17 protein-coding genes, 1 tRNA gene and 2 pseudogenes are annotated in these 21,322 nt (G+C 62.6%); 11 read left to right on the top strand and 9 right to left on the bottom strand.

Going from position 1 to position 21,322, the window contains the following annotated elements; translation table 11 throughout:
• Nucleotides 1-139: 139 nt before the first annotated feature.
• Nucleotides 140-227, bottom strand: a tRNA-Ser gene (locus AC4FS3_RS20655).
• A gap of 558 nt (nt 228-785) precedes the next feature.
• Between AC4FS3_RS20655 and AC4FS3_RS20650 the strand changes: the two genes are divergently transcribed.
• The 7 genes from AC4FS3_RS20650 (at nt 786) to AC4FS3_RS20620 (ending at nt 7,723) form a co-directional block, all read left to right on the top strand.
• Entirely contained in the window at nt 786-1,925 is a 1,140-nt protein-coding gene (locus tag AC4FS3_RS20650; protein WP_491022101.1) for an SPOR domain-containing protein, read from the top strand.
• Between the two features lie 9 nt (nt 1,926-1,934).
• Nucleotides 1,935-3,125: a D-alanyl-D-alanine carboxypeptidase family protein gene (locus AC4FS3_RS20645; protein WP_491022100.1), complete on the top strand. Its 1,191-nt coding sequence runs from the start codon at nt 1,935-1,937 to the stop codon at nt 3,123-3,125.
• On the top strand, nt 3,088-3,762 hold the full coding sequence (gene tmk / locus AC4FS3_RS20640) for a dTMP kinase (protein WP_491022099.1): 675 nt from the start codon (nt 3,088-3,090) through the stop codon (nt 3,760-3,762). The genes AC4FS3_RS20645 and tmk overlap by 38 nt, the downstream gene beginning before the upstream one ends.
• Before the next feature lie 107 nt (nt 3,763-3,869).
• Nucleotides 3,870-5,009 (top strand): DNA polymerase III subunit delta', encoded by a 1,140-nt coding sequence (locus tag AC4FS3_RS20635; RefSeq protein ID WP_491022098.1) that lies wholly within the window; start codon nt 3,870-3,872, stop codon nt 5,007-5,009.
• Between the two features lie 78 nt (nt 5,010-5,087).
• A complete protein-coding gene (locus AC4FS3_RS20630; RefSeq protein WP_491022105.1) occupies nt 5,088-5,963 on the top strand; it encodes a TatD family hydrolase in 876 nt (291 codons plus the stop codon).
• A complete protein-coding gene (locus AC4FS3_RS20625) occupies nt 5,960-6,763 on the top strand; it encodes an MBL fold metallo-hydrolase (protein WP_491022097.1) in 804 nt (267 codons plus the stop codon). The genes AC4FS3_RS20630 and AC4FS3_RS20625 overlap by 4 nt, the downstream gene beginning before the upstream one ends.
• A 21-nt stretch (nt 6,764-6,784) precedes the next feature.
• Complete coding sequence (locus AC4FS3_RS20620) at nt 6,785-7,723, top strand: AEC family transporter (protein WP_491022096.1); 939 nt, start codon at nt 6,785-6,787, stop codon at nt 7,721-7,723.
• A gap of 66 nt (nt 7,724-7,789) precedes the next feature.
• On the opposite strand, the gene AC4FS3_RS20615 is transcribed toward AC4FS3_RS20620, so the two are convergent.
• From AC4FS3_RS20615 to uvrA, 6 genes are all read right to left on the bottom strand, one after another.
• Nucleotides 7,790-8,743 (bottom strand): ABC transporter permease, encoded by a 954-nt coding sequence (locus AC4FS3_RS20615; RefSeq protein WP_491022095.1) that lies wholly within the window; start codon nt 8,741-8,743, stop codon nt 7,790-7,792.
• A 140-nt stretch (nt 8,744-8,883) separates the two neighbouring features.
• Nucleotides 8,884-10,146 carry an ABC transporter permease gene (locus tag AC4FS3_RS20610; RefSeq protein WP_283178051.1) on the bottom strand — a complete coding sequence of 421 codons (1,263 nt, stop codon included), beginning with the start codon at nt 10,144-10,146 and terminating at the stop codon, nt 8,884-8,886.
• 149 nt (nt 10,147-10,295) lie between these two features.
• Nucleotides 10,296-10,865, bottom strand: coding sequence for a DUF2314 domain-containing protein (locus tag AC4FS3_RS20605; RefSeq protein WP_491022094.1), 570 nt, complete (start codon nt 10,863-10,865; stop codon nt 10,296-10,298).
• A 73-nt stretch (nt 10,866-10,938) separates the two neighbouring features.
• Nucleotides 10,939-12,018 carry an ABC transporter substrate-binding protein gene (locus tag AC4FS3_RS20600; protein WP_491022093.1) on the bottom strand — a complete coding sequence of 360 codons (1,080 nt, stop codon included), beginning with the start codon at nt 12,016-12,018 and terminating at the stop codon, nt 10,939-10,941.
• 136 nt (nt 12,019-12,154) lie between these two features.
• A complete protein-coding gene (locus AC4FS3_RS20595; RefSeq protein WP_491022092.1) occupies nt 12,155-13,258 on the bottom strand; it encodes an ABC transporter ATP-binding protein in 1,104 nt (367 codons plus the stop codon).
• A 514-nt stretch (nt 13,259-13,772) separates the two neighbouring features.
• Nucleotides 13,773-16,625, bottom strand: a complete 2,853-nt coding sequence (gene uvrA / locus AC4FS3_RS20590; RefSeq protein ID WP_491022091.1) for an excinuclease ABC subunit UvrA — start codon at nt 16,623-16,625, stop codon at nt 13,773-13,775.
• A 209-nt stretch (nt 16,626-16,834) separates the two neighbouring features.
• Between uvrA and AC4FS3_RS20585 the strand changes: the two are divergent.
• The 4 genes and pseudogenes from AC4FS3_RS20585 (at nt 16,835) to AC4FS3_RS20570 (ending at nt 19,253) form a co-directional block, all read left to right on the top strand.
• Nucleotides 16,835-17,566, top strand: a pseudogene (locus tag AC4FS3_RS20585) (carbohydrate kinase family protein).
• Nucleotides 17,567-17,627: 61 nt separating this feature from the next.
• Entirely contained in the window at nt 17,628-18,083 is a 456-nt protein-coding gene (locus AC4FS3_RS20580; RefSeq protein ID WP_491022090.1) for a pseudouridine-5'-phosphate glycosidase, read from the top strand.
• Between the two features lie 10 nt (nt 18,084-18,093).
• Nucleotides 18,094-18,483 (top strand): annotated as a pseudogene (locus AC4FS3_RS20575) (pseudouridine-5'-phosphate glycosidase).
• A gap of 77 nt (nt 18,484-18,560) precedes the next feature.
• Complete coding sequence (locus AC4FS3_RS20570; RefSeq protein WP_283178055.1) at nt 18,561-19,253, top strand: DUF502 domain-containing protein; 693 nt, start codon at nt 18,561-18,563, stop codon at nt 19,251-19,253.
• 16 nt (nt 19,254-19,269) lie between these two features.
• Here AC4FS3_RS20570 and AC4FS3_RS20565 read toward each other — a convergent pair whose 3' ends face one another.
• Together AC4FS3_RS20565 and AC4FS3_RS20560 are read right to left on the bottom strand one after the other, a co-directional pair.
• Nucleotides 19,270-20,286, bottom strand: coding sequence for a patatin-like phospholipase family protein (locus tag AC4FS3_RS20565; RefSeq protein ID WP_283178056.1), 1,017 nt, complete (start codon nt 20,284-20,286; stop codon nt 19,270-19,272).
• Nucleotides 20,287-20,412: 126 nt separating this feature from the next.
• The gene (locus tag AC4FS3_RS20560) at nt 20,413-21,186 is read right to left on the bottom strand and encodes a 3-hydroxybutyrate dehydrogenase (RefSeq protein WP_283178057.1); all 774 of its coding nucleotides are present in this window, start codon (nt 21,184-21,186) and stop codon (nt 20,413-20,415) included.
• Nucleotides 21,187-21,322: the final 136 nt, after the last annotated feature.

Genomic DNA, 21,322 nt, shown 5'->3' with positions numbered 1-21,322 from the left:
GGAAATCACCCGTGGCCTTCGAACAATGGGCCGCCTAACATGAGCATCTCACCGGAACAGAACCGGAGCAGGTCCAGTTTGTAGCTGAAACTCTTATAGAACAAGGGGTCTGAGCAAATTCAACGCTGTAGGGGTATAATGGCGGATGAGGTGGGATTCGAACCCACGGAGGGTTGCCCCTCGCTGGTTTTCAAGACCAGTGCCTTAAACCACTCGGCCACTCATCCGCAGGCGCGCTTCCGGGGTTTTCACCCCGACGCGACGGTTGCCCGCCCGGTCACGCAGGTCTTGCTTACTGACTGATGAAACAATTTCCAAGCTGATAATGTGAACTCTGCCTCCGGCCTTTTGCCTTAAGGCGCGCCCCCCTGGTGCATCGCCGGGGCGGGCAGCTATGGCCTGAAGGTGCAGCCATCACTCGCGGATAAGCAGAGCCGGCAGGACAGTGTCAGAATATCCGCATCTGAGATACCATGTAAGCATCTGTATTTTATACACAAAACTCAGAAAATCCATCACCATGCCAATCTCCGCCAATCGTGAAAGGCGGGGCCGCCTCGGCTCTTTCCATACTGGGGGGCTCTGGGTATACTGACGAGCAAAAGAGCAGACAGGCAAAGCAGACAGACATTCCCGCAAGCGGGGCGGCCGGCGATACGACCGGCCCGTTCCGAATGCGGGATGAGGGATCCCCGCAGGGTGGTGCCCGGTTTTTTTGTGAACGCCTGAAAAACAATTTAAAAGCGCGGCATTCGAGACCGCGTATGGCGCGAATGAGGGCGGACATGAGCAGATCTGAACAGCCAGCCGATCCGGAGTTGAAGGCTCCCGTCGGTTTTCCGGCCCTGCATGGCGCAGGCCACCTGTCCGGTGCCCCGGCAAATAGCGCTCTGGCCGCGATGGGGCGACTGCGCAACGCCTTGCTTGCCACTGGTGCCTTGCTGGCGCTTGCGGCCTGCGAGCCCGGAACCGGACCCTTCACATCATCGCCCGGCAGCAGCACTGCGACAGCAACCGCGACGAATGCCGCGAAACCGAAACGCTCAACCACGATCGTCGAACGCGATGTCGAAGCCCCTCAGGTCTTCCAGGTCACCGAGGAGGCACTCTGGGACGGGCGGCCATCCCTGGGTGGTGTCTGGGTCGCTTCGCCGAATGTGACCGACCCCGAGCGGGTGATCATGCGCAATCAGGCCAATGGAAAATTCGTCATCGGCGCGCTTTTCAAGCGCGAGGCGGACAATCCGGGGCCGAAACTGCAGATCTCATCAGATGCGGCTGATGCGCTCGGGCTCCTGGCCGGGCAACCGGCAAAGCTTTCGGTGACGGCGCTGCGCCGCGAAGAGGCGCCGCAGACAGCGCCCGGTCAGCCGGTGCTCGACAGCAATGAAAGCCTCGCTGTTGCGGCAGCTCCGGTCACGACGGGTCCGCTGGATGGGGGAGGCGTCACCTCGACCGCCCTGCCCGCCACCGGCGCAACGGTGGCGACCACAGCTGCGGTGGCAGCCCCCGCGCAGCCCGGCAAGAAAAAGACCAAAAGCCAGTTGAAACGCGAGGCGGAAGAGGCCGCGAAACAGGCCGAAGCCAGGCTTGCAGCCGCAGAAACCACTGCCGCAGCAGGTGCCGCCCCGGCAGCGGCGGCGAGCGCCGCGGGTGCGGCCGCCGCAAAACCGGCAGAACCGGCAACATCCCCTGCCCCCGCGCTGGCCGCCGCCAAAGGCCGGTCGATCCAGATCGGCTTCTTCTCGCTAGAGGCCAATGCCACCCGCGCCCAGGGTCAGCTTGCAAAGGCCGGCGTCACCGCCCAGGTTCGCAAGGAAAGCTCGCAGGGCAAGGATTACTGGTCGGTCTTCACAAAAGGCGATGCCGCCACGCTGAAGAAAATCAAAACCGCCGGCTTTGCCGATGCCTATATGCTGAAATAGGATACAGATATGTCCCTGAGACGGCTTTTCTCTTCGCTCAAATACGCCATGGCGGCGCTTGCGACCACCCTGGTGCCGGCTCAGGCCTTTGAGACCCAGGCGCGTGCCGCCTGGGTATATGACGTGACGACGCATACGGTCCTGCTGGACAAGCATGCGTCCGAGCCGCTGCCGCCGGCCTCGATGTCAAAGCTGATGACCATCAATATGGTGTTCGAAGCGCTGAAATCTGGCCGGATGCAGATGACCGACACTTTCCCGGTCTCGGAAAAGGCCTGGAAGATGGGCGGGTCGAAAATGTTCGTCAAACCTGACGACCGGCCCAGTATCGAAGACCTCCTGCACGGGATCATCATCAATTCCGGCAATGATGCCTGTGTGGTTGTGGCCGAAGGCATGGCGGGATCCGAGGAGAATTTCTCCCGCCTGATGACCGAGCGCGCGCGCGAGCTGGGCATGGCGCAGTCGCATTTCGCCAATTCCTCGGGCTGGCCGGACCCGGGCCAGCGGATGAGCGTGCAGGATCTGGGCATCCTCGCGGTGCGATTGATCGAGGAATTTCCCGAATATTATCCGATGTTTGGCATGACGGGCTTTGTCTATAAAGACCGCGTGCCCTCAAACAGCGAGAACCGCAATCCGCTGCTGAGGATCAAGGGCGGCGACTGGAAGGCCGACGGGCTGAAGACCGGTCACACCCAGGAGGCGGGCTTTGGCCTTGTCGGCTCGGCGGTCCATGATGACGGGCGCCGCGTGGTCTTTGTGATCACCGGGCTCGAAACCGATGCGGCACGCGCCCAGGAATCCGAGGCCATCGTCAACTGGGCCTTCCGCCAGTTCGCCGCGAAAACCGTGGTGAAACAGGGCAGCCGGGTTGCCGAGGCCGAGGTCTTCATGGGCGAGGCCGCGACCGTCGGGCTGACCCCGGCAAAGGATCTGACGCTGCTGGTGCCGACCATGGGCCAGACAAATATCAACGCCTCTGTGGTCTATAACGGGCCGATCCCCGCCCCGGTCGAAGCCGGCACCGAACTTGCCGAACTTATCATCCGCGTCCCCGGCCTGCCCGATCACCGCGTGCCGCTGGTGGCTGAGGCACCGGTCGCGAAAGCCGGTTTTGTGCGGCGGCTGACGGTCACCTCGGGCATCCTGTGGAACACATATGTCGCGCCTCCGCCCGCGCCCGCTCCGGCCAGCTGAGGCCGATTTGACGGGACTGTTCCTCTCCTTTGAAGGGATCGACGGATCCGGCAAAAGCACCCAGGCCCGGCGCCTCGCCGAGAGCCTGCGTGCCGAGGGCCGCACGGTCACCCTGACCCGCGAACCCGGTGGCTCGCCTGGGGCCGAAGAAATCCGCCGCCTCGTGCTTGAGGGCGCCACCGACCGCTGGTCGGCCGAGACCGAGATCCTCCTCTTCACCGCCGCCCGCCGTGACCATGTAGAGAAGACCATCCGCCCGGCGCTTGCGCGCGGCGAGGTGGTGATCTGCGACCGGTTTGCCGACAGCACCCGCATCTTCCAGGGCCTGACCCGGGGTGATCTGACGGCAACCGTCGACCGGCTCCATGACCTGATGATCGGGATCGAGCCCGATCTCACCGTGCTCATCGATCTTGCGCCCGAGACCGGCCTCGCCCGTGCTACTGCCCGCCAGGGCCATGAGATGCGGTTCGAGGATATGGGCCTCGCCTTCCAGACCGCCGCCCGCAACGGCTTTCTCGCCCTCGCCGATGCCCATCCGGGCCGGTTCCGGGTGATCAGCGGCGATGCCTCGCCCGACCAGATCGCCGCGCGCATCCGCGAGACCGTGGCGCCGGAACTGCCCCCTTCCTCCTGACCGACATCCTCCGGAAGGGCTTTGTACGGATTGGCCCGCGCAAAGCAGGGGCACTGCGCCTGCCCGCAGCCCCTTTCCCCAGGCTCCCCGACATGCAATGAAAGCCCATGGCTGACGATCCTGATCTTCCGGAACCCGACCGCACCGAAGGTGCGCCCCATCCGCGCGAGACTGCTGCGGTGTTTGGCCAGCAGGCCGCCGAGGCCGGTTTCCTTGATGCCTGGAACCATGGCCGGCTGCATCACGCCTGGATGCTCACCGGCCCCAAAGGCGTCGGCAAGGCCACTCTAGCCTGGAAGATCGCCCGTTTCCTTCTGACCACCCCGGATCCCGGCACGGATGGCGGCCTTTTCGGCGCGCCGGAACCGCCCACCTCGCTCGACACCGATCCCGAAAGTCCGGTCGCGCGGCGGATGCGCGCTTTGGCCGAGCCGCGGCTTTTCCTCTTGCGTCGCGCCCCGAATGACAAACGCAATGCCATCTCGCAGGTGATCACCGTCGATGAGGTCCGGCGGATGAAGAGCTTTTTCGCCCTCTCCGCAGCCGATGGCGGTCGCCGCGTCGCCATTGTCGACAGCGTCGACGAGATGAACCCCAATGCCGCCAATGCGCTTCTGAAACTGCTTGAAGAGCCGCCACCTGGCACCACTTTCCTCATGGTCTCGCATCAGCCGGCGCGACTTTTGCCGACGATCCGTTCGCGCTGCCGCGAGCTGCGCCTGACACCGCTGGCCCCGGATGCGCTTTCCGATGCGCTGACCCAGGCCGGCGGCGTGGCCCAGCCGCATGAGATCGCGGCCCTGAGCGAACTCGCTGGCGGCTCGGCGGGCGAGGCCTTTCGCCTGACCAATCTCGAAGGGCTCGAAACCTATGCCGCGCTGGTGACGCTGTTTTCCACCCTGCCGCGCCTTGACCGCCCGCGCGCGCTTGCGCTGAGCGAGGCCGCCGGGGCCCGGGGCCAGGCTGACCGGTTCGACCTCGTCCTGACCCAGATCGAGCTTTTCCTCTCGCGCCTCGCCCGCGCTGCCGCCAAACGCGAAACCCCGCCCGAGGCCGCGCCGGGCGAAGCGGCGCTCTTTGCCCGGCTCGCGCCCGGAACCGCCGCCGCCCGCCCCTGGGCCGAACTTGCGCAAAGCCTGACGCTGCGCGCCCGGCGCGGCAAGTCGGTCAACCTTGACCCTGCCGCGCTTCTCATGGATATCCTCCTGAGGATCGACGCCATGGCGGGAAGCCTCGCCTCCGGCTGACATGCCGGCCAGAACCGAGACCGGAATACGATGCCCCCCAAAACGCACTCCGAAACACGCCACGATACGCCCGCCGATATGCCCTCTCTGCCGCTGCTGGTTGACAGCCATTGCCATCTCGATTTCCCGGATTTCGAAGGGCAGACTGATGAGCTGATCGCCCGTGCGGCCGCAGCCGGTGTCACGCGGATGGTGACGATCTGCACCAGGATCGCGCGGCTGCCCTTGTGCCAGAGCCTGGCCGAGGCCCATCCCGGCGTCTTCTACACCTATGGCGTCCACCCGCTGCATGTGACCGAGGAACCGGCAATCACCGCGCCGGAGCTGATCGCGCTGAGCCAGCATCCCAAATTCGTGGCCCTTGGCGAAACCGGGCTCGATTTCCACTATACGCCCGAGACCCGCGACGCGCAGCTCGCCTCGCTCCAGGTCCATATCGAGGCCGCGCAGCTCTCTCGCCTGCCGCTGGTAATCCATTCCCGCGATGCCGATGAGGATATGGAGCGTCTGCTGACAGATGGTATGAAGACCGCGCCCTTCAGCTGCGTGATGCATTGCTACACCTCCGGCGCAAGGCTGGCGGAAGTGGCGCTGGATCTGGGCTTTTACCTCTCAATGTCGGGGATCGCCGCTTTCCCGAAAAGCCAGGAGATCCGCGATATCTTCGCCCGCGCGCCGATTGACCGCGTGCTGGTCGAGACCGACAGCCCCTATCTCGCGCCGCCGCCCTATCGCGGCAAGCGCAACGAGCCGGCCTATGTCGCCTATACCGCCCGTGTGGGCGCGGGTCTTTTCGGGCTAAGCGAGGCCGAATTCGCCCGCGCCACCAGCGCGAATTTCGACCGGCTGTTTCCCCGGGCTGCCGCGTTCGGGGCTTTGCCGGGCGACGGCCAGCCCCCCGCCGGGGTCCCGTCGCCAGCCAGCGCCCCGTCGGCGACCGGAGGCCAGCCATGAGCCTCCTGCGCTTTACCATTCTCGGCTGCGGCTCTTCCGGTGGCGTGCCGCGGATCGGCAATAACTGGGGCGATTGCGATCCTTCCAATCCGAAAAACCGGCGCCGCCGCTGTTCGATGCTGGTCGAACGGATCAGTGCCGGGGGCACCACCCGTGTGCTGATCGATACCGGCCCGGATATGCGTGATCAGTTGCTCGATGCCGGCATCGGCACGCTGGATGCGGTGATCTACACTCATTCCCATGCCGATCATGTCCATGGGCTGGATGATCTGCGCCAGATCGTTCTGAACATGCAGCGCCGGCTGCCGGTCTGGGCCGATGGCCCGACCCAGGAGGCACTGTTTTCGCGCTTTGCCTATGCTTTCATCCAGGCCGCCGGCAGCAGCTATCCGCCCATCCTCGAGATGAACACGATCGAGGACGCGGTGGTGATCGAAGGCGCCGGCGGCGCAATCGAATTCATCCCCTTCCTGGCAGAGCATGGCACGATTGACGCACTCGGTTTCCGGATCGGTCCGCTCGCCTATCTGCCCGATGCCGTCGCCCTGCCCGATGCAGCATGGCAGCATTTGCAGGGCCTCGACTGCTGGGTGGTTGATGCGCTGCGCAGGAAGCCACATCCGACCCATGCCCATCTGGCGATGACGCTGGACTGGATTTCCCGTGCGGCGCCGAAGCGGGCCGTTCTGACCAATATGCATCTCGATCTGGATTATGACACGCTGTGCGGCGAATTGCCCCGGCATATCCGCCCCGCCTTTGACGGCATGGTCATAGAATACGACATCCCGGGCTGAGGCCCTGCAAGAGTAGCTGCCATGTCCGCGCTGTTAGACGTTATCCTGCCGGTCTTCATTGTCATCGGATTCGGCTGGCTGGCGGCAAGAACGGGCAAGTTCAGCGAGAGCCATGTCGACGGGCTGATGAAATTCGCCCAGAGCTACGCGCTGCCCTGTGTGCTGTTTCGGGGCGTGGCCGGGCTGGATCTGTCGCTCGCCTACGATCCGGGGATGATGCTCTCTTTCTATATCGGCGCCTTTTCGGGCTTTGCGATCTGCTTTGCCGGAGCGCTGTGGCTGTTCCACCGGCCGCTGACCGATTCCATCGCCATCGGCTTTGCGGGGATGTTCTCGAACTCATTGCTTCTGGGCCTGCCGATCACCGAACGCGCCTATGGGACCGCAGCGCTGGCGGGGAATTTCGCGATCATCTCGGTGCATTCGCCGCTGTTCTACGGGCTCGGCATCTCGCTGATGGAATGGGCGCGTTCACGCGGACAGGGCCTCTCGGCATTTCGACTGTCACGCCAGATCGCGGGCGCGATCCTGCATCAGCCGCTGGTGCTGGGGATCATCTTTGGCTTTGCGGTCAATCTGAGCGGGGTCGCCCTGCCCGGTCCGGTCTGGTCGGCGGTGGATATGCTGGCACTGGCCGCGCTGCCGGCGGCGCTGTTTGGGTTGGGGGGCGTCTTGTTTCGCTACCGCCCCGAGGGGGATCGCTGGACGATTGTGTGGATTTGCTTCACGTCACTGGTGATCCATCCGGCCATCGCCTGGGGGGTCGGGCGCGGAATCTTCGGGATCAGCGATGCGGCTTTGCGCTCGGTGATCCTGACGGCAGCCATGGCGCCTGGCGCCAATGCCTATCTGTTCGCGCATATGTATGGCGTGGCCAAGCGGGTGAATGCCTCGGCGGTGCTGTTTGGTACCGCTTTCTCGATCCTCTCGGTCTGGATCTGGTTGCAAATCCTGCCCTGACGCGGTGAGCCGGAGTTTTAAGGAAAACTCCGGCCCGATTTCTTTCTCAAGAAATCGTCGACGCTTTCAGCGTCCCGTGACACCGCGCATCGCATCCGAGCGGCGGCGCAGTATTTCGATCGTGGTCAGCAACGCGATGGAAATCACAACGAGAATCGTTGCCACGGCAAGGATCGCGGGCGAGATCGCTTCGCGGATGCCATTCCACATCTGGCGGGGAATGGTCTGTTGTTCCGGACCAGCGACCAGCAGGACAGCCACCACCTCGTCGAAAGACGTGACGAAGGCGAACAGAGCGCCCGAGATGACGCCGGGCAGGATCAGCGGCATGATCACCTTGAAAAATGTCGTGCGCGGGTTGGCGCCAAGGCTTGCGGCTGCACGGATCAGCGACTGGTCAAAACCCGACAGGGTAGCCGTCACTGTGATGATTACAAAGGGAATGCCAAGCGCTGCATGGGCGAGGATCACACCGGTATAGGTCGAAGTCAGCCGCCAGGGCTGGTCCTCGGTGCCACAGGTCACGCCGATGACCGAACAGGGGTTCGAATAGAAAAAGAACATCCCCGTCGCCACGATGATGATCGGCACAATCATCGGCGAGATCAGCACCGCCATGATCAGCCGGCGATATGGCATCTCGGGGCGCGACAGGCCAAGGGCTGCGAGCGTGCCCAGCACCGTTGAGAGAATCGTCGCCCAGAAGCCGATGATCACCGAGTTTTTCGCCGCTTTCACCCAGACCGAGTTCTGCCACATATCCGACCACCAGGCCGCGCCGGTGGCGCCGGTCGTTTGCATCCCCTTGACCACCAGCTCGTCATACCAGCGCAGGGAATAGCCCTCCGGATCGAAGCTCAGCATCTTTGAGGTAAAGGTGAAATAGGGCTCTGCGTTGAAAGAGAGCGGCATGATGACAAGGATTGGCGCGATCAGGAAGATGAAGATCAGCGTGCAGATCACGATATAGGCGTAATACCAGGCGCGCTCGAGCGGGTCGGCATAGGTCGGAAGGGCCATGGCTGTCTCCTGACAGGTGGTGTCTTATCTGGCTGCCGCGGGGAGAAAGACGCCGTGGGCGCTTCGCCCCCCGGACCACCAGAGGATATTTAAGGACAGATGAAAGGGACCGGGCTTTTGCCCCTTTCATCGGATTGACGTCAGCCGAGCTTGAGCTTGTCGATGCCGATCAGGCGGTCATAGAGCCAGTAAAGGACCAGCACCCCTGCGAGCAGCATCGCGGCGAGGGCAGCGGCCTGGCTCCAGTTCGATTTGGTCATATGGAACTGGATCTGGTTTGAGAAGAGCTGGCCATCGGCGCCGCCCACAAGCGCGGGCGTGATGTAATAGCCGACCGCCAGAATGAAGACGAGCAGAACCCCTGCGCCGATCCCCGGCAGGGTCTGCGGCAGATAGATCCGGCGGAAGGTGGTCCAGGAGGTGGCGCCAAGCGAGCGCGCCGCGCGGGCATAGCTTGGCGGGATCACCCGCATCACCGAATAAAGCGGCAGCACCATGAAGGGCAGCAGGATATGCACCATCACGATGATCGTACCGGTCTGGTTATAGATCAGCGCGAGCCGCCCGCTGTCATCGATCACCCCCATCGTGACCAGCAGGGAGTTGATCACCCCCTGGCCCTGCAACAACACAATCCAGGACGTCGTCCGCACCAGAAGCGAGGTCCAGAACGGCAGCAGCACGAGGATCATCAGCAGATTGGCCTTCGCCATCGGCAGCGTCGCCAGCATATGGGCAATCGGGAAAGCCAGCAGCAGGCAGATGCCGGTGATCACCGCCGAAAGCAGGAAGGTCCGGACATAGAGCCAGATATAGACGCGGTTCACTTCGGCCACGCGCTCGATACCGCCATCCGCAGAGCGCTGCATATCGATGCCGGAGAGGTAGAAGTCGGTGGTCCAGGGCGATGCCGCCTCCCGCATCGCGACCCACAAAAGCGGCTCGCCCCATTTCCTGTCCTGCTCCAGCAGGGCCTCGCGGTAAGGCGGCTGCAGATCATCCGCCCCGCGCGCAGCCGAGGTGATCAGCGAGCGTGTCCCGGGCACGGAATAGTTGATCCGCGTGCCCGCCTCACCTGCAAGCCGGCTTTCCTTCATAAAAAGCAGGTCGGAGGCGAGTGCGGCATAGGCTGCCTCATCGGGTACGGTGCCGGCCGGATTGGCGGCGAACCAGGCGCCGAGGGCGGGCGAGGCCTTGGAAAACCCGTCATGATAGAAGGAGCGTTGGAGCATCTGCCCGATCGGCAGCGCGAAGGTGATCACGATGAACAGCAAGAGCGGCAGGACCAGCAGGAAGGCCCGCCGTTTCGCCCGCGACTGTGCGGCGGCCAGCGCCACCTTCAGCGGGCGGCCATCGGCTGTCGTCAGCCCGGCGGCGGTGGGATCCATGGTGGTTTCTGCCATAATTCTGTCCTGAAACTTCTGCCCCGCATGTGCAGGGACGCTTATTCTTCTGGTTTGTCCGGCCCGGATCGCGTCTCAGGGCCGGGCGGTCATGGTCCGGTCCTCGAGAGGGCCCGTCGCGGAGTAGGGTCGTCCACGGGCGAGGCCGGTCAGTTGCCGGCGCTGATTTTCAGACCGGCGCGCGCGGCGGGCAGTGCAGCGAATTCGACATCATAAGAGGCGCGTTCTTCCTCACTCATCTGGCTGATCATCACGCGGGTCGTATAGCCGCCTTCGATCACCCCATCGGGCCGAAACCGCATCCAGTCTGAGATCTCGCTTGCGGGGAAAGTCACCGGATCGCCGGCCTTGCCGTGAAAGCCCTGCGGCTGAGCGGCGAGTGTCCCTTCGACAAGACCACCGTGAACACCCGTCAGCACGACCCAGCTGTGTTCGGTGCCAGCATCACCCAGATCAACCGGATGCGCCCATTTCACCATATAGCTGTGATCGGAGAGATCGGATTTCGCAGCCGTCGCCAACACTGATGGCAGGCTCGCACGTGCGGCCTCTATTGCGGCATTCATCGCGATGTCGGCGGTGAGAAAGGCCATCGCCCCCGATTTCGCACCCGTCTCTGCCCCGGTATCTCTGGCCTGCAGCTCGGGCGGAATGGCGAGCACAAGCCCGAGACCAAGAAACAGGGCAGCGGCGATCCGGCTCGGTTGGGCAAAGGTCATCACAGCACTCTGGCGACAGGGAGGGAAATGGCGGCGGTGCGGGAGGATTTGCCCCCCGCACCCCCGTTTCAGCTCAGTTCGACACGAGCCAGGCGTTATAGCGCTCGCCCAGTTCGGTATCGCGGTCGACCCAGAAATCCTGCGACGAGGCCAGCGCATTGCCAAGGTTTTGCGGCGCGGTCGGCAGGTTCGGCAGCATCGGCTTGTCGGTGCCATCGATATTGCCGACGAAAGCTGCGGCCGATTTGCGGGGCGGGCCGTAAGAGATATAAGACGCCGCTTTCGCCGAAACCTCGCTTGAGGTCGCATATTTGATCAGCTCAAGGGCCGCCTCCTCATTGGGGGCGCCTTTCGGGATCGAGAAACCTTCCCATTCATAGACCTGGCCGTCCCAGACGATATCGAAGGGCTTGTTCTCGCCATGGGCCGCGTTGAAGATCCGGCCGTTATAGGCCATGGTCATCACCACCTCGCCATCCGCCAGAAGCTGTGGCGGCTGTGCGCCGGCATCCCAGAACACGGCATCTTTCTTGATCGTATCGAGCTTTGCGAAGGCGCGATCGACGCCTTCCGGGGTCTCGAGCACGGCATAGACCTCGGCCGCCGGAACACCATCCGCCATCAGCGCCATTTCAAGCGTGACTTTAGGGTTCTTGCGAACGCCACGTTTGCCGGGGAATTTCTCGATATCGAAGAAATCGGCGATCGTCTTCGGCCCGGCGCCTTCGGCGAATTTCGTGGTGTCATAGCCGATGATGGTCGCAAAAATATCAGCTGCAACCATGCATTCGGTCACGGTGCCGGGAAGGAAATCGTCCATCGCCTTGGTGCCATCGGCGCCATCAGGCAGATCGGCGCCATCGATCTGGACCAGCTGGCCTTCGTCGCACAGACGCACGGCATCGGCAATTTCAAGCACAGCGACATCAACGGTCACATTGCCCGCATCGACCTGCGCCTTGACCGGGATCGCCGGATTGTCTGAATCGATTGAATTGACCTTGATGCCGGTCTTTTCGGTGAAGGGTTTGAAATAGGCTTCGATCTGGCTGTTGGCATAGGCGCCGCCCCAGCCCATGACCGTGACCTCCTGCGCCAGTGCTGGCAGCGCGAACCCGCCAAGTGCGGTGGAGAGGACGAGCAGTTTTTTCATTATCAGTCTCCCGTGTTGAAAATGGTCCCCTTGCGGGGAAAACAGTGACCCCGGAGCCGCGCGGGTCTTATGCCCGTTTTCGCAGCCTCTGAGGCAAGGCCCCGGTATACCGGGGGGCGCTTACACGCGGCGGTTCTCAGACCGCGTCAAGCGCGCGGGCATCCTGCGGATGCCAGCCAACCTTGATCTTTTCGCCCGGGCTCAGCCGGGTCTGATCCAGGGTATTGCGGCATTTGACCACAAAATCGTCGGTCCCGGCGACGCGCATCCGGGTGCGCAGGATGTCGCCCATATAGATGACCTCCAGCACTTCGGCATCCAGCGTCAGCGCGCCTGGCGGCATCAGCGAGGGCTTGAACTCGATCCGTTCCGGCCGGATCGAGACCAGCGTCTTCTGACCGCTGGCGTTGACATTCACCGGCGTCGCGTCGATCAGCTCGCCGGTCGAAAGCCGCACCCGTGCCTTGCCGCCGCCGATCTCTTCAATCGTGCCCGGCAGCTTGTTGTTCTCGCCGATGAACTGCGCGACAAAACTGTTTTCGGGGCGTTCATACAGATCGGCGGGCGGGGCAAGCTGCTGGATGCGGCCATCATTGAACACCGCGACCCGGTCGGACATGGTCAATGCCTCGCCCTGGTCATGGGTCACATAGACGACCGTGATGCCGAGGGATTCGTGCAGGCGCTTGATTTCAAACTGCATATGCTCGCGCAGCTGTTTGTCGAGCGCGCCGAGCGGCTCGTCCATCAGCACCAGTTTCGGGTCGAACACCAATGCCCGCGCAAGCGCGATACGTTGCTGCTGCCCGCCTGACAATTGCGCCGGGCGCCGCGCGATAAAGGCCCCCATCTGCACCATATCCAGCGCGCGTTTCACCCGCGTCTCGCGATCATCCTTACCCATGCCGCGCACTTCCAGCGGGAAGGAGAGGTTCTCCCCCACCGTCATATGCGGGAAAAGCGCGTAATTCTGGAACACCATCCCGATGCCGCGCTTATGCGGCGGCACCTGATTGATCGGGCGGCCATCCAGAAGGATCTCGCCATGGGTCGCCGTCTCGAACCCCGCCAGCATCATCAGGCAGGTGGTCTTACCCGATCCCGATGGCCCGAGCATGGTCAGAAATTCGCCCTTGGCGATATGGAGGTTCAGATCCTTAACGACCAGCGAGACACCGTCATAGCTTTTTTGAACATGCTCGAAAGCGACGAAAGCGTCGTTCTTCGGATCAACCGTCACTCAGTTCTCCCTGACTTCAGTGCTGGCATTGCCAGCCGAATTCTGCGGCGGATTAACCGCTCTCTTGCCACAGACGTAAGCAAATGCGGCAGCGCAATGCAACGGGCAATAAAAGATCCCGACCGCCAAAGCGATGCAACCGGGGCGCGCAGGAAATCTGCCTGAAAAAGCGCCTGAGAAAAGGAACTCCGCCGCAATGAGGGCCGGTCTTCGGGCCAGGGCAGCACAGTGCAGCAGCCAGGCGTCGAGAGAGGTGCTTACAGACGCCGTGATTTTCCGCAGAGGAAAGGTTGATTCTCGATGCAGCGCCGGCCGATCGGAGAGTTTTCGCCTTAAAACGAGGCAGAATCCGCCCTAACTGATCAGGAAGCGCGCGGCCACTCCGCTATGATCCTGACTGAAGGATCAGTTCGACAGAGCGACCTGCGCGGCCCGTATGTCTCAGACCCGGCTGAACCAGGCCTGCAAGAACCGCACCGGGATATCCAGGCCCGGCTGACAGGCTTCTGGCGGCTTACTCTGCCGCCACCCGCCGCGGCTTCAGCATCGGGCCCAGATAGCGCCCGGTATGGCTGGCCGCGACCTTGGCCACCGCTTCGGGCGTGCCACTGGCAACGATCTGCCCCCCGCCATCACCGCCCTCGGGGCCGATATCAATGACCCAGTCGGCGGTCTTGATGACGTCGAGATTATGCTCGATCACCACCACGGTATTCCCCTGATCAACCAGAGAATGCAGCACCTCGAGAAGCTTCCTCACATCCTCGAAATGGAGGCCCGTGGTCGGCTCGTCGAGGATATAGAGTGTGCGGCCCGTCGCGCGACGGCTGAGTTCCTTCGACAGCTTTACCCGCTGCGCCTCGCCGCCGGAAAGCGTCGTCGCCTGCTGGCCGACCTTGATATAGCCAAGGCCCACCTCACAAAGCGCATCCATCTTTTCCCGGATCGAAGGCACAGCCTGGAAGAAATCGCGCGCATCTTCGCAGGTCATATCAAGAACATCGGCGATGCTTTTGGTCTTGAACTTGATTTCCAGCGTCTCGCGATTGTAGCGCTGCCCTTTGCAAGTCTCGCAGGTGACATAGACATCGGGGAGGAAATGCATCTCGATCTTGATGACGCCGTCGCCCTGACAGGCCTCACATCGCCCGCCTTTGACGTTGAACGAGAACCGCCCCGGCCCATAGCCGCGCGCTTTCGCCTCGGGCAGGCCGGAAAACCAGTCGCGAATATGGGTAAAGGCGCCGGTATAAGTCGCCGGATTGGACCGCGGCGTTCGCCCAATGGGGCGCTGGTCGATATCGATGACCTTGTCGAGATGCTCGAACCCTTTGATCGTCTCGCAGGGCGCCGGTGTCTCATGCGCGCCATTCAGCTTGATCGCAGCGGTTTTGTAGAGTGTCTCGATGGTCAGGGTCGATTTTCCGCCCCCCGAAACCCCCGCGACACAGACAAACTCGCCCAGCGGGAATTCGGCGGTCACGTCTTTGAGGTTATTCCCGGAAGCCTTTACAACGGTGAGCTTTTTCCCGTTCCCCTTGCGACGCTCCTTGGGCACTGCAATCTCGCGCTGCCCCGAAAGATACTGGCCGGTCAGGCTGTCGGGATTGGCCGCGATCTCGGCCGGAGTGCCGCGCGCGATGATCTGGCCACCATGGACGCCAGCCCCCGGGCCGATGTCGAAAACATAATCCGCCTCGCGGATTGCATCCTCGTCATGTTCGACCACCAGCACGGAATTGCCCTGATCGCGCAGCCCTTTCAGGGTCGTCAGCAAGCGGTCATTGTCGCGCTGATGCAGCCCGATCGAGGGCTCGTCCAACACGTAAAGCACCCCCGTCAGCCCCGAGCCGATCTGTGAGGCGAGCCGGATCCGCTGGCTCTCGCCGCCGGAAAGCGTGCCGGCATTCCTTGCCATCGTCAGGTAATTCAGCCCGACATTCACAAGGAATCCAAGACGTTCGCGGATTTCCTTCAGAATTGCCTTTGCGATTTCATTCTGCTGCCCGGTCAGCGATTCATGCGCGGTCGAGATCCAGTCAAACGCCTCCTGGATCGATTTCTGCACCACCTGGCCGATATGCAACCCGGCGATCTTCACTGCCAGCGCCTCGGGTTTCAGCCGGTAGCCATTGCAGGAAGAACAGGGGCGATTATTCTGATACCGCTCCATTTCCTCACGCGACCAGGAACTGTCGGTCTCGCGGTAGCGGCGTTCCATATTGGGGATGATGCCTTCGAAAAGACGGCGCACCTTATAGACGCGACCATTCTCATCATAGGTGAAGTCAATCTCCTCCCCCTTTGATCCGTAAAGGAAAAGCTGGCGGATCTGCTCCGGCAGGTCGCGCCATTTGGTCTTTTTGTCAAAGCCGTAATGCTTCGCCAGACAATCGACGGTCTGGGTAAAATAGGCTGATTTCGATTTCGCCCAGGGGGCTATCGCGCCCTGCAGGATCGAAAGGCCCTGATCGGGCACAACGAGACGCTCGTCAAAAAACAGCTCGACACCGAGACCGTCGCAGGAGGGACAGGCCCCGAAGGGCGCGTTGAAGGAAAACAGCCGCGGCTCAATCTCGGCAATGGTAAAGCCGGAAACCGGGCAGGCGAATTTCTCGGAATAGGTTTTGCGCTCGGCGCCCTCGTCGGCCATTTCGATGACCGCTATGCCATCGGCGAGGTTCAGCGCGGTGCGGAAACTGTCGGCAAGCCGCACCTCCAGCCCCTCGCGCACCACGATGCGGTCGACCACCACGTCGATATTATGGCGGAATTTCTTGTCGAGTGTCGGCGGTTCTTCCAGCTCGTGGAATTCGCCATTCACCTTGACCCGCTGGAAGCCCTGTTTACGAAGTTCCAGGAATTCCTTTTTATATTCGCCCTTACGGTCGCGCACGATGGGGGCCAGAAGATAGGCGCGAGTGCCTTCCGGCATTGCCATCACCGCATCGACCATATCCTGCACCTGCATCGCGGTGATCGGCAGCCCGGTCGCCGGGGAATAGGGCACGCCGACACGCGCGAACAACAGACGGAGGTAGTCGTAAATTTCGGTAACCGTCCCCACCGTCGAACGCGGGTTCTTCGACGTGGTCTTCTGTTCGATGGAGATCGCCGGGCTCAGACCCGAGATATGGTCAACATCGGGCTTTCCGGCCATGTCGAGGAACTGGCGCGCATAGGCCGAGAGGCTCTCGACATAGCGGCGCTGCCCTTCGGCATAGATCGTGTCAAAGGCCAGCGATGATTTACCCGAGCCCGACAGCCCGGTGATCACCACGAACTGATCGCGCGGAATATCAAGATCGACGTTCTTCAGATTATGTTCGCGCGCGCCGCGCACTTCGATAAACTTATGCTCGGCCATCATCACACCGCCATCTCGACACTCAGGGGATAAACGCGAAAGAGAGATAGGGTAAAAACTGCGCCGCGCCAACTGCAATTCGTGAACGAAATATGAACATTATTCAACTTAGCGGGGCCTGCGCATTTTGTCGCCGGCGCCCACGCAGGCGATGCCCCCTCAGACTGCACAGGCCGGCCTGGCTGTGAAACCTGCACAACAAGCGGACCGTGACAGATGTATCGCGGAGTCTCTGCACAGGCCCGGTCCTGTGGGACATTATCGGGCGCAGCCTGGCGATGATGCAGCAGGGCTCGGATGAGCCTGGTCATATCACCAGTCTGCCGACCTCCATCGCGACGGGTCTCGCGCGATTTGGCCTCGGCCCCGTGATGCTGCCGCTGCTCGACCGCGACGCCGAGGGTGATGACCTGATCCGTGCCTGGCGTCAGCACCCGGTTCGCGCTGCGATCAGAAGAATTGCCGACCGACCGCTATCTGGCGGTCGAAGGCGCGAACGGGCTGATCGCGCCGGACGGCGAACTGATCTAAGCGCTGCTCGCGGGAATCGCCGTTTCACAGCTGTTTCGCGCGACCGATCTCATGATCGTGCCGGCCAGCCCCGGCAAGGCCGGCAGACTGCGCCCGTTCCTCGCCCATCCCGGCGCGACGCCATATCTCAATTTCTAAGAGGCCGGACTCCTGGCAGGTGGCGCTTTTGAGAACGCGGCGCTATGCGGGCTCTGGTCACCGATGGCGGCCGCCCGGCGGCCGAGGCCTGCCGTTTGAGACCCAGCGATTCCGGCTGCCCGCCGCAGATCCTTGTGACCCGGGTGATCCCCGCCAGTGACACTTTCATGGCCGCCCATATCGCAGACGAACTGCGCGCGCGGCCCCGCGAGGCGGCTTTGCACGCCGCCCTCCTGGCCGCCTCCACCTGTGTTTCCGAAGATATCAACTGATGACTCAATCCTGCGGACCTACTCGCGCGAGGTAGCCCTGTCCCGCAAAAACGGTACGCCCATGGTTGCCCTGCAATCGACCATCCTCACCCATGGCATGCGCTGGCCGGAAAATGTCGGAATTGCCGCCAGGGTCGGGGCTGAAATCCGCGCCGCCGGAGCCGTGCCCGCGACCATGGCGGTGCTACAGGTCCGCATCCATATCGGGCTGTCTGATTCAGAGCTGAACACCCCAGGCCAGTTCACCGATCTGGCGAAGCTTTCGCGTGCCGATCTTGCGGCCTGCCTGGTCCGGGGCGGCAATGGCGCGACGACGGTGGCGGCGACGATGATCTGCACACGGCCTGCGGGGATCTCCACTTTCGCGACCGGCGGCATCGGCGGCGTGCATCGTGGCGCCGAGGCCTCGTTCGATTTCTCTGCCAATCTCCAGGAGCTCCCCCAGACCCCGGTAAAGGTGGTGGCGGCGGGTTGCCAAGGCGATTCCAGACCTGCCGAAGCCCCTGCGCTATCCTGAAACCGCCGGCGTGCCGGCGATCGCTTGCGGCCAGGACGATCTGCCGGCCTTCTGGTCGCGCGACACGGCCCTGAAGGCGCCCCCGCGAATTGATGATCCGGCGCAAATCGCGGCAGCGGCGGCCATGCGCGCGGTCCTCGCGCATTCCCGGCGGCCAGCTGGCTGTCAACCCGATCCCCCAGGAACGTGAGATCCCGCTGACCGAAATCATGCCCATCTCGAGGCCGCGCTGGTCGAGGTCGCGGCGGGTCACATCAAAGCAAAACAGGTGATGCCCTGCCCTCTCGAGCGGATCTGTGAGCTGACCGGCGACCACGGACTGGCCGCGAACATCGCACTGGTGCTGAACAATGCCCGGTTCGCCGCCCGGATCGCGACGGGTTCGGTAAAACATGCCTGATCTCTATGGATTTTCCCTGATCGCCCATTGCGCGGGGGGCATCCCCCCCCCTAGATTAGCGCTATCAGGGAGTTAGTATGTCCGATCCGATCCTGCCCGTTCCGCCCCAAAAGCGCGGCTTCTTCGCAAGCCTGAGGGCCAGCTTTCTCACCGGCCTCGTCGTCGTCTTGCCGGTCGGGCTGACGCTCTACCTCGTCTGGGCGGTGATCGGCTGGATCGACGGCTGGATCCTGCCGTTGATCCCGGCCTATTGGCAGCCCGATGCGGTGCTTTTGCGCTATCTCGGGCCGGAATATGAATTCCCGGTGCGCGGTGTCGGTGTGCTGGTGTTCCTGATTTTCACCATCCTCGTCGGCTGGATCGCCAAGGGGCTGATCGGGCGTTCGATCATCCGCAAGGCCGAGACGATGGTCGACCGGATGCCGGTGGTACGATCTGTTTACGGTGCGATCAAACAGGTGGCAGAAACCTTCTTCAACAAGAAGGAAACCAGTTTCGACAAGGCCTGCCTGGTCGAGTTTCCCCGCCCCGGCTCCTGGGCGCTTGGTTTCATCTCAACGCGCCCGAAAGGCGAGATCGCGGAACGCCTCGCCACGCTCGGCGGCGAGATGTCGGCGGTGTTTGTCGGGCTGACGCCCTTCACCAGCGGCATGCTGATCTTTGTTCCGACGCGCGAGCTGGTGATCCTTGATGAGACCGGCGTCGATGATGCGGCCAAGCTGATCGTCTCGGGCGGGCTGGTCTATCCGACCCCGAAAGAGCCGGCCTGATCACGGTAAAGCAGTCTCAGCCGAAAAGAGCCGCCAGGTCCACGGAAGATTCGCGCCCGATCTTATCCGCACACTTGCTCACAAACCCCTCGGCAGAGGCGCGGCCAGCTTCGAACAACCGTTCAATCAGCGCAGCGGAGGGCTGCAGTTTTGAACTTGCCGAAAGCTCATTCATCAGCAGATCGTCAAGAACCATATGGAGGCGCAGATCCTTCATCTGGTCCGGCTGGACCCGTCCCTCGGCAATCAGCCGTCTGACAAAAGCAATCGAGCGCAGTTCTGACAGAAGCGTCGCATTGAAGCTGATCTCATTGATCCGGTTCTGGATCTCGAGCGGCGTCTCGGGCAGATCCTCGCGCCGCAGCGGGTTGACATGCACGATCAGAATATCGTCGGGCAGCGCCCGGTCATAAAGCGGCCAGAGCGAGGGATTGCCGGCGAAACCGCCATCCCAATAGGCCTCGCCACCGATCTCGACCGCCTGGAAAACCGAGGGCAGGCAGGCCGAGGCCATCAGCGCCTCGGGCGTAATCTCGTCGCCCCGGAAGACGCGAGCCTTGCCGGTACGGACATTGGTGGCGCCGATGAAAAGCGCGGGGCCGGCATTGGCACAGACATGGCTGAAATCGAGATCACGGATGACCGGCTCTAACGGATTGCGCCAGGCGGCGCCCCAGGAATAGGGGCTGTAGATCTGTGCCGCCATTCCCTGCGGGCTGACGGGCATCAGCGCCTCGGTCACATCCTGGACCATGCGCATCATCGGCAGGAAGGGCTGAAACAAGGGCAGCAAAATACGAAAGTCACCGATATCAGCGATATCGTCCCAGAGCCGGCGCAGCCGCTTGCGCGCCGCCTCGCGGCCGCCCGCAACCAGACCGGCCTTCAGGGCCGCGCCATTCAGCGCCCCCGCAGAGGTGCCGCTGATGGCGGCGAACTCCAAGTCCCGCTCCTCGAGAAGCCGGTCAAGAACCCCCCAGGTATAGGCGCCATGCGCGCCTCCCCCCTGCAATGCAAGGCTGATGGCCGTCATAGATCTACCTCTTTTGCTGCCCTGACGTCCCGCCGCCGCGTCAGCGCCGTTTCCTGCACAGGAAACGGTCCGGATCCTGTGCAGGATCCGGGGCGCGCGCGCCCCGCGTCGTGCTGTCGTAACCTCCTAAAGCGCGGTCCAGCCTCCGTCGACAGAGATCGTCGTCCCGGTCACCTGGGACGCATAATCCGAGCACAACCAGACCACGGTGCCGCCGATCTGTTCGGTGGTGACGAACTGACGCGAGGGCTGGCGGTCGAGCATTACCTCACGGATCACGGTGTCGCGATCCATATTGTGAACCTTCATCTGATCGGGGATCTGCGCCTCGACCAGCGGTGTCAGCACATAGCCCGGGCAGACCGCGTTACAGGTGATTCCCTGGCCCGCCGTCTCCAGCCCGACGGTCTTTGTCATGCCCACCACCCCGTGTTTCGCAGTGACATAGGCCGATTTGAACGGGCTCGCCGTCAGCCCATGCGCCGAAGCGATATTGACCACCCTGCCCCAGCCCTTTGCCCGCATCCCCGGCAGCGCCACTGCCGTGGTATGGAAGGCCGAGTTCATGTTGATCGCGATGATCCGGTCCCAGGTCTCGACCGGAAACTCATCGATCGGGGCCACATGCTGGATGCCCGCATTGTTGATGAGGATGTCGCACCCGCCGGCCTCTTCCACCAGCGCCCGCGCCTGCGCGCCCGAGGAAAGATCGGCCTGGATATAGCGCGCCTTCACGCCGAATCTTTTGGTGAAACTCTTCGCGAGATCGTGATCCTCCGCGCGATCGGTAAAGCTGTTGAGGATAATTTCGGCCCCCGCCTTCGCAAGTTCCTCAGCGATTCCGAGACCGATTCCCGAATTCGAACCGGTGATCACCGCGCGTTTTTCCCTCAGATCCATGACCCGATACTCCATGCTGCACCTGCAAGGAACTCTAGCGTCTGAACCCGGGAATTCCAGCAAGGATTGGTAAATCTATGGTGTTCTCAGGCTGCCTGCTCTTGCATCACATATGGCCTTTGGGCCAAAAAAAACG

This window comes from Pseudogemmobacter sp. TB195 (assembly GCF_058313095.1).
This window is presented reverse-complemented; position numbering and strand designations above follow the sequence as displayed.